This is a genomic window from Streptomyces himalayensis subsp. himalayensis (assembly GCF_013778455.1).
GTDB lineage: Bacteria > Actinomycetota > Actinomycetes > Streptomycetales > Streptomycetaceae > Streptomyces > Streptomyces himalayensis.
This window is the reverse complement of record NZ_JACEHE010000001.1, coordinates 201292-216949: the sequence shown is the minus strand read 5'-3', so window position 1 is coordinate 216949 and position 15658 is coordinate 201292. Positions and strand designations below refer to the sequence as shown.

Sequence of the window (15658 nt, the reverse complement as noted above, 5' to 3'; positions counted from 1 at the left end):
GGGCGGGATTCCGAGCCATGCGCCGCTACGGCAAGCACACCGACGAGGACGACGTCCGGGTCCGCCCCAACCGCAAGGGCAACCGGCCCCGTACGAGCATCCGCCCGAAGCACGAGGACGCCGCGGAGGGCATGGTCCTCACCGTCGACCGGGGGCGGCTGACCTGCCTCGTCGAGGACCGCGTCGTCCTCGCGATGAAGGCCCGCGAGCTCGGCCGCAAGGCCGCCGTCGTAGGCGACCGGGTCCACCTGGTCGGCGATCTGTCCGGCCAGAAGGACACCCTCGCCCGCATCGTGCGGATCTCCGAGCGCACCTCGGTCCTGCGGCGCACGGCCGACGACGACGATCCGTACGAGCGCGTGGTCGTCGCCAACGCCGACCAGCTCGCCATCGTCACCGCACTCGCCGACCCCGAGCCGCGGCCGCGCCTGATCGACCGCTGTCTGGTCGCGGCGTACGACGGGGGGCTCGAACCGCTGCTCGTCCTCACCAAGTCCGACCTCGCCCCGCCGGACAAGCTGCTCGAGATGTACGGCGCCTTCGGTGTCCGGTATGTCGTCACCAGCCGTGGCGAGCTGGAGGACGGCAGCGCCGCGGAGCGCGTGCACGAGCATCTCGACGGAAAGATCACCGCGTTCGTCGGCCACTCCGGTGTGGGCAAGACGACGCTGGTCAACGCGCTGGTCTCGGAGGACCGCCGACGGACCACCGGGCTCGTCAACGCGGTGACGGGCCGCGGCCGGCACACCACCACATCAGCCCTGGCCCTGCCCCTGCTCGGCGCCGGGGACGGCGCGGGCGACGGCTGGGTGATAGACACTCCGGGCGTACGGTCCTTCGGCCTCGCCCATGTCGACCCGTCCCGGGTCATCCACGCCTTCCCGGACCTGGAGCCCGGCACGGAGGGCTGCCCGCGCGCCTGCAGCCACGACGAGCAGGACTGCGCGCTCGACGAATGGGTGGCCGAGGGCCATGCTGATCCGGCACGGCTGTACTCGCTGCGCCGGCTGCTGGCGACCCGGGAGCGCCGCGAAGGCGACTGAACGTCACGACCGACGTCCCGAGTTCGCCGGCCGACCTCCCGGTGTTTGCGCCGGGACCGCAACGGTAAGTGCATAATCGCACCAAGCTGGATCCAAGCCAGACGAAGCGGTCACGGAACGGTCATCTGACGCGATCACCTGACGCGGGAGGCGGATACATGGCGTTGGCATGGCTGCTGGTCATCGTGGCCGGTCTGTTGGAGACGGGCTTCGCGGTCTGCCTCAAGCTCTCGCACGGCTTCACCAGACTCTGGCCCACGATCGCCTTCGCCTGCTTCGCGCTCGGCAGCTTCGGACTGCTGACGCTCGCCCTGCGACGCCTCGACATCGGTCCGGCGTACGCGGTGTGGACGGGGATCGGCGCGTCGGGCACCGCGATCTACGGCATGGTCTTCCTCGGCGACCTGGTCTCGACGATGAAGATCGTCTCGATCACGTTGGTCATCGTCGGCGTGATCGGGCTCCAGCTCTCGGGGTCGGCTCACTGACACTGGTGGCGGTCGTACTGACACTGCGGGTGGTCGTACTGACACTGCGGGTGGTCGTACTGACTGCATGCGGTCGCGCTGACACTTTGGGTGGTCGTACTGACCGCGGGCGGTCGCGCTGACACTGTGGGCGATCGCCCGCAGAAAGATCACAACCGCAGCGCACCGCTGCCCAACGCCTCCCGCACCAGCTGCCCGACCGCGCCCTCCCCCACAGGGGCAACCACGCACGACAAAGCCAGCCGCACGGCAACCTCGCACGCCCCCGCCACCTCCACCGCCTCGTACCTCGAGGTACCCGCCGGGGCCAGGTAGGCCATAGCCCGGTCCCGGACAAGCCCGACCACGTCGGAGGGCGACGGCAACGGCCCGTCCGCCCGCCGCTGCGCCGGCACAGCGGACGACGACGGCACGGCGGAAAGCGTCAGCGACGGCAGCCGCTCACTCCAGCACCCGGTCAGCACAGCCCGCACCAGCACGTTCCCGCGCGCCGCCACGACGGTCCACTCGGCAGCGGCAGCGAGCCGTTCCCGCGGTTCGACATGGCTCACCAGGGCGCGGTCGACACCCGACAGATACGCGTCGGCCTCACGGCGCACCAGCGCGCGGGCGAGCCCGTCCTTGCTTCCGAACTCGTTGTACAGAGTCTGCCGCGAGACCCCGGCCACGGCCGCGACGTCGACCATCCGCACCCCGGACCACGGACGTCGCGCCAGCGCCATGTAGGCCGCGTCCAACAAGGATTCCCGCGCTGCAGGCATCATCGCCTCCCCGGCCGAGCGGCTCCCGTGTCAGGGTTGACGCGCCCACGAGCACTGTCAAGGGTTCGTACGTGACTGCCCGTAATGGACGGGAACCGGTGCAGTCCTTGCTCCCAGAGGCCATGTGGCCGCATCCGCGAGGAGATCGATACTGTTCGCCCATGCCCGACTATCACGATGACCTGCGTCTCGCCCACGTCCTCGCGGACGCCGCCGACGCGGCGACGATGGACCGGTTCAAGGCCCTCGACCTCAAGGTGGAGACCAAACCGGACATGACGCCGGTGAGCGAGGCCGACAAGGCGGCCGAGGAGCTCATCCGCGGCCACCTCGGGCGGGCGCGCCCGCGCGACGCGATCCTCGGCGAGGAGTACGGCATCGAGGGCACGGGCCCGCGCCGCTGGGTGATCGACCCGATCGACGGCACCAAGAACTACGTACGCGGTGTGCCGGTCTGGGCGACGCTCATCTCGCTGATGGAGGCGGGCGAGGGCGGCTTCCAGCCGGTGGTCGGCGTGGTGTCGGCGCCTGCGCTGGGCCGCCGCTGGTGGGCGGCGAAGGGGCACGGCGCGTTCACGGGGCGCAGCCTGACGTCCGCGAGCCGACTGCACGTCTCGCGCGTGTCGCGGCTGGCCGACGCATCTTTCGCGTACTCGAGCCTGAGCGGCTGGGAGGAGCAGGGTCGGCTAGACGGCTTCCTGGATCTCACGCGGGCGGTGTGGCGCACCCGCGGCTACGGCGACTTCTGGCCGTACATGATGGTCGCCGAGGGCTCTGTCGACATCTGCGCGGAGCCGGAGCTGTCCCTGTGGGACATGGCGGCCAACGCGATCATCGTGACGGAGGCAGGCGGCACGTTCACCGGCCTTGACGGGCGTCCTGGCCCGCACAGCGGGAACGCGGCCGCGTCGAACGGCCCGCTCCACGAGGAGCTGCTGGGCTATCTGAACCAGCGGTACTGACGTCACCAGCGGTACTGACGTCGGCGGGTACGGCGCGTAACCAGGCGCGCCAGGTGCCCGTACGCGCCCCTTGATGAGTTCCCGCTTCGCTGCAACCCTGGGAGTCCCCCCACTTGTGAACTTGTGAACGGTTCAACAGGTGCTCTGCTCGGGGCACCGGGGGCTCGGAAGCGGAACCGCAGGAGGTGGCTCCATCCCATGCTCGTCCGTGACGCCATGAGCACGTTGGTCCTCATCATCGGCCCCGACCACACCCTCCGCCAGGCAGCCCAGCTGATGTCGGCACGCCGTGTCGGCGCGGCCGTCGTCCTCGACCCCGACACGAGCGGGCTCGGCATACTGACCGAGCGCGACATCCTGAACTCAGTCGGTCTCGGCCAGGACCCGGACCGCGAGAAGGCCGGCACCCACACCACCAACAACGTCGTCTTCGCGGCCCCGACATGGACTCTCGAGGATGCCGCGGACGCCATGACGCACGGCGGCTTCCGGCATCTGGTCGTGCTCGACGACCGCGGCCACGAGCCGGTCGGCATCGTCTCGGTACGCGACATCATCCGCTGCTGGGCACCGAGCCGGCGGCATACGACGTCGCTGGCGGGCTGATCGCGACGGCGCCCGTACGGATCACATCCGCACGGGCGCCGGAGAGGGCCGGACCCCGGGAAGGGTCCGGCCCTCAGTGGTTCGACAGGTCAGACGAGGTCGAACCGGTCGAGGTTCATGACCTTGTCCCACGCCCCGACGAAGTCCTTCACGAACTTCTCCTTCGCGTCGTCGCTCGCGTAGACCTCCGCGAGCGCGCGCAGCTCGGAGTTCGAGCCGAAGACCAGGTCGGCACGGGTGCCGGTCCACTTGACCTCGCCCGTGTCGGCGTCACGGCCCTCGAACGTGGTCTGGTCCGCGGACGTCGACTTCCACTCCGTGCCCAGGTCGAGCAGGTTGACGAAGAAGTCGTTGGTCAGCTTGCCCGGGGTCTCGGTGAAGACGCCGTGCTTCGACCCGTTGCTGTTCGCGCCCAGGACGCGGAGGCCACCGACGAGGACCGTCAGCTCGGGGGCGCTCAGGGTGAGCAGGTTCGCCCTGTCGAGCAGCAGGTACTCGGCCGGGAGGCGGTTGCCCTTGCCGAGGTGGTTGCGGAAACCGTCGGCGGTGGGCTCCAGCGCGGCGAAGGACTCCGCGTCGGTGTGCTCCTCGGTCGCGTCGACGCGGCCCGGGGTGAAGGGCACCTCGACGTCGAAGCCGGCGTCCTTGGCGGCCTTCTCCACGGCGGCGACACCGCCGAGCACGATCAGGTCGGCCAGGGAGACCTTCTTGGCACCGGAGTCGAACTCCGACTTGATCCCCTCGAGGACACGCAGCACCTGTGCCAGCTGGTCGGGCTCGTTGACCTCCCAGCCGCTCTGCGGCTCCAGGCGGATGCGGGCGCCATTGGCGCCGCCGCGCTTGTCACTGCCGCGGAACGTCGAGGCCGACGCCCACGCGGTGGACACCAGCTGCGAGACGGTCAGCCCCGAGTCGAGGAGCTTGGCCTTGAGGGCCGCGATGTCCTCGGCGTCGATGGCCTCGCCCTCGGCCTCCGGCAGCGGGTCCTGCCACAGCAGGGTCTCCTCCGGGACCTCCGGGCCGAGGTACAGCGACTTCGGGCCCATGTCGCGGTGGGTCAGCTTGTACCAGGCCCGGGCGAAGGCGTCCGCGAACTCGTCGGGGTTCTCGTAGAAGCGACGGGAGATCGGCTCGTAGATCGGGTCGAAGCGCAGCGCCAGGTCCGTGGTGAGCATCTGCGGGCGGTGCTTCTTCGACGAGTCGTGCGCGTCGGGGACGATCTCCGGGGCGTCCTTCGCCACCCACTGGTGGGCGCCGGCCGGGCTCTGGGTGAGCTCGTACTCGTACTCGAAGAGGTTCTTGAAGAACCCGTTGCTCCACTGGGTCGGCGTGGCGGTCCAGGTGACCTCCAGGCCGGACGTGATGGCGTCCGCGCCCTTGCCGGTGCCGAAGGAGTTCTTCCAGCCGAGGCCCTGCTCCTCCATCGTGGCGGCCTCGGGGTCGTTGCCGACGTGGTCCGCCGGGCCCGCGCCGTGGGTCTTGCCGAAGGTGTGACCGCCCGCGATCAGGGCGACCGTCTCCTCGTCGTTCATCGCCATCCGGCGGAACGTCTCACGGATGTCGCGGGCCGCGGCGATCGGGTCCGGGTTGCCGTTCGGGCCCTCCGGGTTGACGTAGATGAGGCCCATCTGGACGGCGCCGAGCGGGTTCTCCAGCTCGCGGTCGCCGGTGTAGCGCTGGTCGTCGAGCCAGGTGGTCTCGGGGCCCCAGTAGACGTCCTCGTCGGCCTCCCAGACGTCGGCGCGGCCGCCGCCGAAGCCGAAGGTCTCGAAGCCCATCTGCTCCAGCGCGACGTTACCCGTGAGGATCATGAGGTCGGCCCAGGAGATGGACTGGCCGTACTTCTTCTTGACCGGCCACAGCAGGCGGCGGGCCTTGTCGAGGTTGCCGTTGTCCGGCCAGCTGTTCAGCGGCGCGAAGCGCTGCTGACCACGGCCGCCACCGCCGCGACCGTCGCTGATGCGGTAGGTGCCGGCGCTGTGCCAGGCCATCCGGATCATCAGCGGGCCGTAGTTGCCGAAGTCGGCGGGCCACCAGTCCTGCGAGGTGGTCAGCACCTCGGCGATGTCCTGTTTCACGGCCGCCAGGTCAAGGGCCTGGAACGCCTCGGCGTAGTCGAACTCCTCGCCGAGCGGGTTCGCGACGACCGGGTCCTTGGCCAGGATCTTCAGGTTGAGCCGTTCCGGCCACCACTGGCGGTTACCGCCGCCCTGAGTCGGGTGCGGGGCGCGCCCGTGCGCGACCGGGCAGCGACCTGCCTCCTCCGGCTTGTCGTCAGTGACGATCGCGTCGTGGTTCTGAGTCATGGGAATCCTTCCGGACTAGGCGGATCACGGTGATCAGGAACTGCGGGGGGAGATGTGGCCTACGCGATCGCGCACCCCGGAGGCGGTCGCGTCGACGCCGAGGTGTTCACCGTCCCGGACGGTCTCGTGCAGCGGGACGCGGGCGGCCTTCACCCGGGGACCGGCACCGCGCGGCTCCGCGGCGGTGGTCGGAATGCGGGGTTCGGTCATGGTGCCCACGTCACTTCTGCCTGTTCCTGTCGCTTGGCCAAAGCCGAGCTCGATCCTACGATAGACAATGTCTAAGTCAAGTAATCTTCCAAAGTCACACCCGTTCGGAATCTGGTCCCCCTGCTGTTAGGCTGGTTTTCATGAGTGACCTGTTGGAACGACTGCGCGGACGCGGATGGCGAATGACCGCGCAGCGGCGTGTCGTGGCCGAGGTCCTCGACGGCGAACACGTCCACCTGACGGCCGACGAGGTGCATGCCCGGGCCGTTGCCAAGCTGCCCGAGATCTCCCGGGCGACGGTGTACAACACGCTGGGCGAGCTCGTATCACTCGGCGAAGTGATCGAGGTCAGCACGGACAAGCGCGCGAAGCGGTACGACCCGAACGCGCACCGACCGCATCAGCACCTGGTCTGCGGCCAGTGCGGCGCCATCCGCGACGTCCACCCGAGCGGCAACCCGCTCGCCGACCTCCCCGACACCGAGCGCTTCGGCTTCACGATCTCGGACGTCGAGGTCACGTACCGAGGCGTCTGCCCGAACTGCGCGGGCGCCTGACACACACTCCTGGAAGCCCCGGCACCGAAAGGCGCCGGGGCTTCTTGCGCTGCCACCCGCAGCACCCCAACCCACATCGGCGCACCCTCTTCCAGATCCTGACGGTCCGTCATATCGTCGACGGCGCTCACACATCCCCACTCCGCAAGGAGAAGACCCGTGGGAGAGCCGCACCCGAACCCCACAGCCACCCAGGCCCCCAAACTCAGGGCCACCGCCCTCACCCGCACCTTCGGCCGGAGCCCGAGAGCGGTCCACGCTCTCGGGCCCGTGGACCTCGACATCGCCCCCGGCGAGTTCGCCTGCATCGTCGGCCCCTCCGGCTGCGGAAAGTCAACCCTCCTCCGCATAGCCGCGGGCCTCCTCCGCCCCACCACGGGCGAGCTGCAGATCCGCACCGCATCCCCCCGTCCCGCCGCGATGATCTTCCAGGACTACGGCATCTACGACTGGAAGACGGTCCTGGCCAACGTCCGCTTCGGCCTCGACATCCAGCGCGTCCCGCGCCGCGAGGCGAACGCCCGTGCACACGACTGGCTGGTCCGCATGGGCCTCGCCGACTTCGTGGGCGCCTATCCCGCCACACTCTCCGGCGGTATGCGACAGCGCGTGGCGATCGCCCGTGCGCTCGCCGTCGAGCCCGAGATCCTCCTGATGGACGAGCCGTTCGCCGCGCTGGACGCCCAGCTGCGCACGATCCTCCAGGACGAGCTCCTCGACCTCACGGGGACCACCAGGACCACCACCCTCTTCATCACCCACAGCCTGGAAGAGGCGATCGTCCTCGGCGACCGGGTCCTCGTCATGTCGGCCCGTCCGGGCCGGATCATCGCCGAGCGCCGCCCGCCCTTCGGCCGCCCGCGCTCCGGCGACGTCCGCTCGGCCCCGGAGTTCACCGCGCTCAAGAGCGAGCTGTGGGAGTTGCTGCGCGGCGAGGTCCGCAGGGAGGCGGTGCCGGCATGAGCATTCACCCCGCACCCGCACACGTACGCAAGGAACGCGCCGGCGACGAGGCGGTACTGGTCCGCCGCCCCGGCCCGCAGGAGCTGAACCCCGTACGCACCCACCGCAGGCGCCGCGCCCTGGAACTCTCCCTGGCGGTCGCCGTGCCCCTCGTCCTGGTCCTGCTGTGGCAGCTGGCCGCGGTACAGGCCTGGATCGACGACCGCGTCTACCCGGCGCCCAGCACGATCCTCGCGGACGGCTGGGAGCGGGCCGCGGACGGCGATCTCTGGCCGGACGTATGGGCCACGCTCAAGCGCGTGCTCGCCGGATACGCGATCGGCACGCTGGCCGGTTACGCGCTCGGCCTGCTCATGGGCTCGCTCTCCCTCGTACGGGCCGCCCTGGAACCCCTCCTCGACGCCCTGTACGTCGTCCCCAAGCTGGCCCTGCTGCCGATCTTCCTGAACATGTTCGGCCTGGGTGAGGGCCCGCAGGTCGCGCTGGTCGCGGCCACGGTCTTCTTCTTCGTCTGGATCTCGACGATGGCGGCCGTGCTCGCCGTCCCGGAGGGACACCGCGACGCCGGGCAGGTCTTCGGCGCCTCGCCGTGGCAGATGTTCCGCCACGTACTCCTGCCCGCGTCACTTCCCGCGGTGCTGGTCGGCGCCCGGATCGCTGCGGGTGTCGCGGTTCTCGTGATCGTCGCGTCGGAGCAGATCGCCGCGACGAACGGCCTGGGCCATCTGATCTTCGATTCACGTGCGCTCTTCCAGAACGACGTGATGTTCGTCGGCATCGTCTGTGTCGCCGTGCTGGGCGTCGTCTTCTCCGAGGTCGTACGACTCGTCGGCCGGCTGCTCACTCCGTGGGCCCCGCGCGACCGGGGGCGGGGCCAGTCATGACACGTCGGACGCTTTCGAAACTGCCGTACGGAGGGTTGATGCACACCCGTACTGTCGCGACCGCCCTGCTCGTCGCCGGGGCCCTGCTCGCCTCGGCGGGCTGTGCGAAGAACGACGGCTCGAGCACCGGGGCTGCCACAAAGCCCCGCGCCGTCAAGGCGGTGTCCGGCTGCGGCGAGGGCAGCTGGACGGACCCTGCCGACCTGTCCGCGGACCGGGAGCCCGCCCGCTGCGACAAGGGCGCGCCCGCCCCGCAGCCGCTCGCGAAGAAACGCAAACTGACGATCGCCACCGGCACCCTGAGCGCCGAGTACGTGGCACCGCTGACCGTGGCCCTGGAGAAGGGCGAGTTCGCGAAGGAGAACCTGGACGTCGAGCTCAAGGTGCTGCCGACCCCGGACGCCCTGCCACTCCTTGCGAAGGGCGACATCGACGCACAGTGGGCGGCGCCCGAGGCCGCGGTGATGAACGGCATCAACGGCGGGTTCGACATCAAGTGGGTGGCCGGGAACTTCTCGCCGGACCCGGAATCGAAGAGCGGCCTCTGGGTGCGGCTCAAGGAGAACGAGAGCGCGGAGCACGTCCCGATGGCGGGCCGCAAGCTCGGCACCATGATCGGCAAGGGCTCGGTCATCGCGTACCCGATGAACAAGGCGCTGAAGAAGCACGGCGGCGGCCTCGACAAGATCCAGTTCCAGCAGCTGGGCTCGGCCGACGTCCTGACAGCCCTCCAGAACGGCGGCGTCGACTCGGCCTGGCTGCTCGACCCGGTGTGGCGCAAGGTCGACGGCGACGACCGCTACGCGTTCCTGGGCGGCCAGCCGCCCGGCGAGCCGCTCGGCGGCATGCTGTTCGGGCCGGAACTGCTGAACGAGGACGTGAACGCGGGCGTGGCCCTGCTGCGCGCCTACATCCGCACGGTGAACACCTACTTCGCCGGCGACTACAAATCGGACAAGTCCTTCGTCGCCGAGCTGGCGAAGCTCCTGAAGACGGACGAGGCCGTCCTGGAGTCCACCCCGTCGCTGCGCATGGACTGGGAGATCCGCTCGGGCACGACGGACCGGCTCCAGGCCGCGTACACCGCGGCGGGCGTCTCCGAGGGTGATCCGGTGCCGGAGGAGAAGGCGGTGAACCGCGCCCTGTACGAGGAGGCGGTCGGCCACAAACCGTAGGCGCAAACCGTAGGCGGCCACTCACTGCACGGCCACGAAAGCCGGAAGGCCCGGATCCTGTGGATCCGGGCCTTCCGTTTCAGTAGCGGGGACAGGATTTGAACCTGCGACCTCTGGGTTATGAGCCCAGCGAGCTACCGAGCTGCTCCACCCCGCGTCGGTGAACCCCACATTACGCGAGCCCGACGCGCGAGAGCAAATCGCTTTCACGGCGGGCGGGGGGCGGTGGCCGACGGAGCCGTGTCCGGTGCCCTGAGCAGACCTAAGCAGAGAGCTCCTGCCGAAGTGCGTCCCGCAACCGCGCAGCCCTCTCCGCGACCTCCCCCGGCCCCAGCGCGACCGCCCGGTCGCACCACTGCTGCCCCTCCACCAGTTCACCCCGACGCGCGTAGAGCAGCGCGAGCCGGAGCGCCGCACGCCCGTGCCCGGCGTCGGCCGCCCGTGTCCACCACAGCGCGGCCTCCGGCTCGCTGCCCTCGCGGGCGAGCAGCAGCCCGAGGTTGAATGCGCCGTTCCGGCTGCCGGCCTCGGCCGCCTCCCGGTACCAGCGCGCCGCCTCGACCACGTCGCCGCGAGCGGCGGCAAGCATGCCGACCCGGACCTGGGCGCGCCGGTGCCCCTGCTCGGCGGCCCGCTCGTACCACTCCTCGCACTCGGTCTTCTCCGTCGCGGGCTCACCGAGTTCGTGGGCCTTCGCCGGCGGGCGCCGTGCGTCCAGGAGGCTCGCGAGCCGGTACGCCGCCTCCGCGCTGCCGCCGCCCGCCGCGCACCGCAGATGCCGCTCGGCGGCCCGCTCGTCGCCTTCCCGCAGACGGCCGATGCCGGCCTGGAGGGCGGCCTCGGTGTGCCCGGCCGCGGCGGCCCGCTCGTACCACTGCTGCGCGCCCGCCTCCTGGCCGCGGCCCGCACAGAGGATGCCGAGATTGAACGCGGCGTCCACGCTGCCCGCCTCGGCGGCCTTGGAGAACCACGGTTCGGCGCCGGCCGCGTCGCCCCCCTGCAGCAGCAGTACGGCGAGCGCGTTGGCGGCCTCACGGTGGCCGGCGTAGGCGGCGCGCCGGTACCACTGCTCGGCCTGTGCGGTGCGGCCCTGGCCGGCGCAGAGCAGGCCGAGGTTGTAGGCGCCGTTGACGTCGCCCGCGTCCATGGCCGCCCGGTACCAGCGCTCGGCGGTCTGGGGCTCGCCGCGCTCGGCGTGCAGGGCGCCCAGCGCGTTGGCGGCGTTGCCGTCGCCTTCGTGGGCGGCCTTGAGCCACCACACCGCGGCGTTCTCCTCGTCCCCGGCGTCGCGCAGCAGAAAGCCGAGCGCGCACGCGGCACGCGCTTCGCCGTCCTTGGCGGACGTCAGATACCAGCGCCCTGCCTCCTTCAGCTCCCCCCGCTTCTCGAGGATCGCGCCGAGCTGGAGCGCTGCGCGCCGGTGCCCACGGGCTGCCGCCTGCCGGTACCACTGCTCGGCCTCCCGGGCGAGCGTCAGCGCGGGCGGACCGTCCCCGTCCGGCCTGACGCCATCACCCTCCGGCCTGACGCTGCCCCTATCCACCTTGACGCCGTTCCCTGACGACCTGACGCCGCCCCTTTCCGGCCTGCCGTTCCCTTCCGGCAGGCCTCCGTCCCCGTCCGGCGCGGCGTCGGACGCAGTTGCCTGCGACTTGTCGGCCGTGCGTCGCCGCTGCGCCGGGACCGTGCCCGCGTGCCCGTGGACCGTGCCCACGCGGGCGCCGTCGCCGTGCTCCTGTGCCGCGCGCCGGTCGAGCGTCCGGGCCAGCCGGTATGCGGCCTCGCGGTGGCCACGGTCGGCGGCGGCCCGCATCCAGGTTTCCGCCTCCGAGTCGCTGCGGTGCTCGAGGAGATCTGCGAGGGCGTACGCGCCGAGGGCATGGCCCTGTTCGGCGGACTGACGCAGCCAGTACTCCGCCGCCGGCTCGTCGCCGCGCTCGCGGTGGTAACGGCCGAGCGCGTGTGCGGCTGCCGCGGAGCCCGCGACGGCGGCGATACGCCACCATCCGGCCGCCTCGTCGGCGTAGCCGCGCTGGTGCAGAAGGACGCCCAGGTTGTTGGCGGCCGCACGGTCACCGGCCGCGGTGGCCGCGCGCAGCTGGGGCTCGGCCCCGTCGAGGTCGCCGCGGCGCAGCAGCATGGCCCCGAGGACGCTCATCGCCTCGACGTCGCCGCTCGCGGCGGCGAGCCGCCTGCGTGCCTCTTCCGCGGCCGCACCGGTCTCGTCCCGGTCGGCCGCATGCACAAACCGCCCCGTCTCGTACAGAGTTGCCTTGTCCCCCATAACGTCCATCGTCGCACCACCTGCAACCTGGGTACACCTGGTATACCGCAGCCATTGAGGTCACTTCAGCGTTTTGTCGACATGCCCACAGAGAGACAAGTGAAACACAGAATCCCCAACTCCCACCGCCTGGAGCAGTCTTCGTACAAGCGTCAGTCGTCAACAGCTCTCACGGGTGAACTCACGGACGGAACCGGGGCGGCAAGCGACGGAACCGGGGCGGCGAGCGAGGGAACCAAGTCGGCGAACGCAGACATGCCGAAGGCCCGGATCCTGAATGGATCCGGGCCTTCGATACTTCAGTAGCGGGGACAGGATTTGAACCTGCGACCTCTGGGTTATGAGCCCAGCGAGCTACCGAGCTGCTCCACCCCGCGCCGTGTTCTGGAACAGTATCACGACGCGAGACGGAGCCGCCCTGGTCAGGTCGTGCTGTCGCTGCTCTGGCCGCCGCCGGCCGCCTCGTTACTGCTGCTGTCCTGGCTGCTGCTCTGGTCGCCCGAGGTCTCACCGGACTTGTCGCCCGACGTGTCCCCCGGCTTGTCAGCGGTCCTGGACTGAGCATCCTCCGCCCGCTTCAGCGCGTCCTCGAGGTCCTTCTGCGCCTGGCCGTACGCCTCCCAGTCGCCCTTCTTGAGGGCTTCCTGTCCGGCCTCGAAGGCCTTCTGCGCATCGTCGAGCGCCTCCTGCACCGTCGGGTTCTCCGATGTCGGCGGCTCGGCCGGCTGTTCCTCGGCTGGTGGCTGCGTGGCTCCCTCGGCCCCGAAGACCTTGTTGAGCGCCTGGTCGAGCGTGTCCTCGAAGGCGGTCTTGCCTCCGTACGACACCGCGACCTTCTTCAGCAGCGGATACTCGGCGTTGCTGCCCTGCACATAGATCGGTTCGACGTACAGGAATCCGTTGCCCATGGGCACCGCGAGCAGATTGCCGAAGATCATGTTCGACTTCGACGTCTCCGCGTTCCGCGTGAACTCCTGGACCGCGGGGATCGAGCTCAACTTGCTCTGCCACTGCACCGGTCCGTCGACCTCGGACTCGCCGGTGATCCTGAGCAGCCGCAATGTGCCGTACTGGTCGCTGTTCGCATCGGCGTCCACCGCCATGTACGCGGCCAGGTTCGGCCGTCCGCTCGGGGTGAAGGTGGTCGTCAGCGAGAACCTCTGCTGGTCGTCGCCGGGCATCTTCAGCGACAGGTAGTACGGCGGTACGGCGACGCGGTCGCCGCTCGTCGGGTCGTTCGGTACCTGCCACACGTCACTCGCGTTGTAGAACTGGTCGGCGTTGGTGACGTGGTAGACGCCCAGCTGCTCGCGCTGCACCTTGAACAGGTCCTGCGGGTACCGCAGATGCTGCTTCAGCTCGGCCGGGATGTCGGCCTTCGCCTTCACCGTGCCCGGGAACGCGTTCTTCCACGTCTTCAGGACCGGGTCCTTCTCGTCCCACGTGTAGAGGGTGACTGTGCCGTCGTAGGCGTCGACGGTCGCCTTCACCGAGTTGCGGATGTAGTTGACCTGGTTCTGCTGGGCGACCAGCGTGCGCTGGCTGTCGTCGTCCGTGAGCGCGTCCGTGGTGGTGGTGCCGAGCGTCGTGCGCGATGCGTACGGATAGCCGTTCGTGGTGGTGTACGCGTCGACGACCCACACGACCCGCTTGCCGATGACGGTCGGGTAGGCGTCACCGTCGATGGTCAGCCAGGGCGCGACCGCCTCGACGCGCTCCTTGGGCGTGCGGTTGTAGAGGATCTCCGATCCCTCGCCGATGGCACCGGAGTAAAGCATCTGCGGCTCGCTGAAGGCGGCCGCGTAAGCGGCGCGGTTCAGCGGGTTCGACAGGTCAATGCCGCCCTTGCCCTGGTACTGGTACGTCTTCTGGCCGCCCGCCTCCTCGTAGTCGAGCTCCTTCTGGGGCCCGCCCACGATCGAGTACTGGGTGGTCTTCTCGCCGAAGTAGATCCGCTGCTCGTAGCCCTTGTTGAAGGTGCCGGAGGTGGGCAGGCCCTGCTCGGTGAAGGCCGGGGAGCCGTCGGAACCCTGCTGGATCTCGGTGCCCTTGGCCGCGATGGCGCCGTACCCGTGCGTGTAGATGAAGTGCTGGTTGATCCAGTTCTTCTTGTCGACGCGGTCGAGGTTCAGCTCACGCAGACCGATGATCGTGTCCTGGCCGTTGTACCGGTCGATGTCCAGCGTGGTCGGGAACTGGTAGTACTTCCGCTCCTGTTCCAGCTGCTGGAACGTCGGCGAGACCACGTTCGGGTCGTTCAGCCGGTAGCTAGCGACCGAATCGGCCTGATCGCGCTGCTCCTTGGCGTTGCCGTTGTCGCCCGTGCCCGAGATCCCGTCGATCTTCACGCCGTCGATGCCGTACGCCTTGCGCGTTGCCTCGATGTTCTTCTCGATGTACGGGATCTCCTTGGCCTGCTCGTTCGGCTTGACCTGGAACTGCTGCACGATCGCCGGGTACAGCCCGCCGATGAGGATCGCGGAGAGCACCAGCAGACCGAAGCCGATCAACGGAAGCTGCCAGGTGCGCCGCCACAGCGTGGCGAAGAACAGCAGCGCGCAGATCACGGCGATGCAGAACAGGATCGTCTTGGCCGGCAGGTACGCGTTGGCGTCGACGTACCTGAGGCCCGTCCAGTTGTCCGTGGCCTTGAAGTCGCTGGACTTCACCGCCAGGCTGTACCGGTCGAGCCAGTAGGCCACGGCCTTCAGCGCGACGAAGAGGCCGAGCAGCACCGACAGATGGCCGGTGGCGGCGGCCGTTGCGCGCGCGCCCGGGCTGGTGATGCGCAGCCCGCCGTACAGATAGTGGGTGAGGGCGGCGGCGATCAGCGACAGCACCGCGGCGGCGAAGCCGAAGCCCAGCAGGAAGCGGTACCAGGGCAGGTCGAACGCGTAGAACGACACATCGAGGTTGAACTGCGGGTCCTTCTGGCCGAAGGGCACGCCGTTGACCCACATCAGCCAGATACGCCACTGCCCGGCCGCGGAGGCGCCCGCGATCAGCCCGACCAGCGCGGCGACCGAGAGCAGGACCCACTTCTTGTACGGGGCGATGCCCATGCGGTAGCGGTCGAGGTTCTGCTGCTCCATCGACATGGCGCTCAGCGGCGGCCGCAGCCGGTGTGCCAGCCATACGTTGACGCCGACGGCCAGGGCCATCAGCAGCCCGAAGACGAAGAACAGCCCGATCTTGGTCCACAGGGTGGTCGTGAAGACGGACGAGTATTTCACCGACCGGTACCAGAGCCAGTCCGTCCAGAACCCTGCGAACATGACGAACGCCATGGCCAAGGCGGCCAGCACGCCCAGTGTCATCAGCAGAGTCCGGACACGCCGGGACGGTCGGCCTACTCTCATCCGCGGCCCTGTCGGGCCTCCGCCGCGGTCCGGCATCTGGAAAGCCAAGGTGCGCACCTC

At 69.7% G+C, this 15658-nt stretch carries 12 protein-coding genes, 2 tRNA genes and 1 pseudogene; 8 read left to right on the top strand and 7 right to left on the bottom strand.

All coding sequences use genetic code 11. From position 1 onward, the window contains the following. Window positions 1-17: 17 nt before the first annotated feature. Together rsgA and H1D24_RS00985 are read left to right on the top strand one after the other, a co-directional pair. The gene (gene rsgA / locus H1D24_RS00990; RefSeq protein WP_181655392.1) at window positions 18-1043 is read left to right on the top strand and encodes a ribosome small subunit-dependent GTPase A; all 1026 of its coding nucleotides are present in this window, start codon (window positions 18-20) and stop codon (window positions 1041-1043) included. A gap of 164 nt (window positions 1044-1207) precedes the next feature. After that, the gene (locus tag H1D24_RS00985; protein ID WP_181655867.1) at window positions 1208-1531 is read left to right on the top strand and encodes a DMT family transporter; all 324 of its coding nucleotides are present in this window, start codon (window positions 1208-1210) and stop codon (window positions 1529-1531) included. A 149-nt stretch (window positions 1532-1680) separates the two neighbouring features. Here H1D24_RS00985 and H1D24_RS00980 read toward each other — a convergent pair whose 3' ends face one another. After that, window positions 1681-2295 (bottom strand): TetR/AcrR family transcriptional regulator, encoded by a 615-nt coding sequence (locus H1D24_RS00980; RefSeq protein ID WP_181655391.1) that lies wholly within the window; start codon window positions 2293-2295, stop codon window positions 1681-1683. 158 nt (window positions 2296-2453) lie between these two features. On the opposite strand from H1D24_RS00980, the gene hisN reads away from it, so the two are divergent. Both hisN and H1D24_RS00970 read left to right on the top strand, forming a co-directional pair. Continuing rightward, window positions 2454-3254 carry a histidinol-phosphatase gene (hisN, locus tag H1D24_RS00975; protein ID WP_181655390.1) on the top strand — a complete coding sequence of 267 codons (801 nt, stop codon included), beginning with the start codon at window positions 2454-2456 and terminating at the stop codon, window positions 3252-3254. A gap of 198 nt (window positions 3255-3452) precedes the next feature. Beyond that, window positions 3453-3860: a CBS domain-containing protein gene (locus tag H1D24_RS00970; protein ID WP_181655389.1), complete on the top strand. Its 408-nt coding sequence runs from the start codon at window positions 3453-3455 to the stop codon at window positions 3858-3860. A gap of 89 nt (window positions 3861-3949) precedes the next feature. On the opposite strand, the gene katG is transcribed toward H1D24_RS00970, so the two are convergent. Both katG and H1D24_RS00960 read right to left on the bottom strand, forming a co-directional pair. After that, a complete protein-coding gene (gene katG / locus H1D24_RS00965) occupies window positions 3950-6166 on the bottom strand; it encodes a catalase/peroxidase HPI (protein ID WP_181655388.1) in 2217 nt (738 codons plus the stop codon). A 48-nt stretch (window positions 6167-6214) separates the two neighbouring features. Then, window positions 6215-6376 (bottom strand): annotated as a pseudogene (locus H1D24_RS00960) (transcriptional repressor); the annotation flags it as partial. Window positions 6377-6516: 140 nt separating this feature from the next. Between H1D24_RS00960 and H1D24_RS00955 the strand changes: the two are divergent. From H1D24_RS00955 to H1D24_RS00940, 4 genes are all read left to right on the top strand, one after another. After that, window positions 6517-6933: a Fur family transcriptional regulator gene (locus H1D24_RS00955; RefSeq protein ID WP_181655387.1), complete on the top strand. Its 417-nt coding sequence runs from the start codon at window positions 6517-6519 to the stop codon at window positions 6931-6933. 159 nt (window positions 6934-7092) lie between these two features. Then, window positions 7093-7896 carry an ABC transporter ATP-binding protein gene (locus H1D24_RS00950; RefSeq protein ID WP_181655386.1) on the top strand — a complete coding sequence of 268 codons (804 nt, stop codon included), beginning with the start codon at window positions 7093-7095 and terminating at the stop codon, window positions 7894-7896. Beyond that, a complete protein-coding gene (locus H1D24_RS00945) occupies window positions 7893-8780 on the top strand; it encodes an ABC transporter permease (protein WP_181655385.1) in 888 nt (295 codons plus the stop codon). Before H1D24_RS00950 ends, H1D24_RS00945 begins: the two co-directional genes overlap by 4 nt. Before the next feature lie 38 nt (window positions 8781-8818). Continuing rightward, complete coding sequence (locus tag H1D24_RS00940; protein WP_181655384.1) at window positions 8819-9955, top strand: ABC transporter substrate-binding protein; 1137 nt, start codon at window positions 8819-8821, stop codon at window positions 9953-9955. A gap of 83 nt (window positions 9956-10038) precedes the next feature. Here H1D24_RS00940 and H1D24_RS00935 read toward each other — a convergent pair. From H1D24_RS00935 to H1D24_RS00920, 4 genes are all read right to left on the bottom strand, one after another. Beyond that, window positions 10039-10112 (bottom strand) — tRNA-Met (locus H1D24_RS00935). Window positions 10113-10217: 105 nt separating this feature from the next. Beyond that, window positions 10218-12248 (bottom strand): tetratricopeptide repeat protein, encoded by a 2031-nt coding sequence (locus tag H1D24_RS00930; RefSeq protein ID WP_181655383.1) that lies wholly within the window; start codon window positions 12246-12248, stop codon window positions 10218-10220. A gap of 294 nt (window positions 12249-12542) precedes the next feature. Further along, window positions 12543-12616 (bottom strand) — tRNA-Met (locus H1D24_RS00925). A 45-nt stretch (window positions 12617-12661) separates the two neighbouring features. Continuing rightward, entirely contained in the window at window positions 12662-15634 is a 2973-nt protein-coding gene (locus tag H1D24_RS00920) for a UPF0182 family membrane protein (RefSeq protein WP_181655866.1), read from the bottom strand. Window positions 15635-15658: the final 24 nt, after the last annotated feature.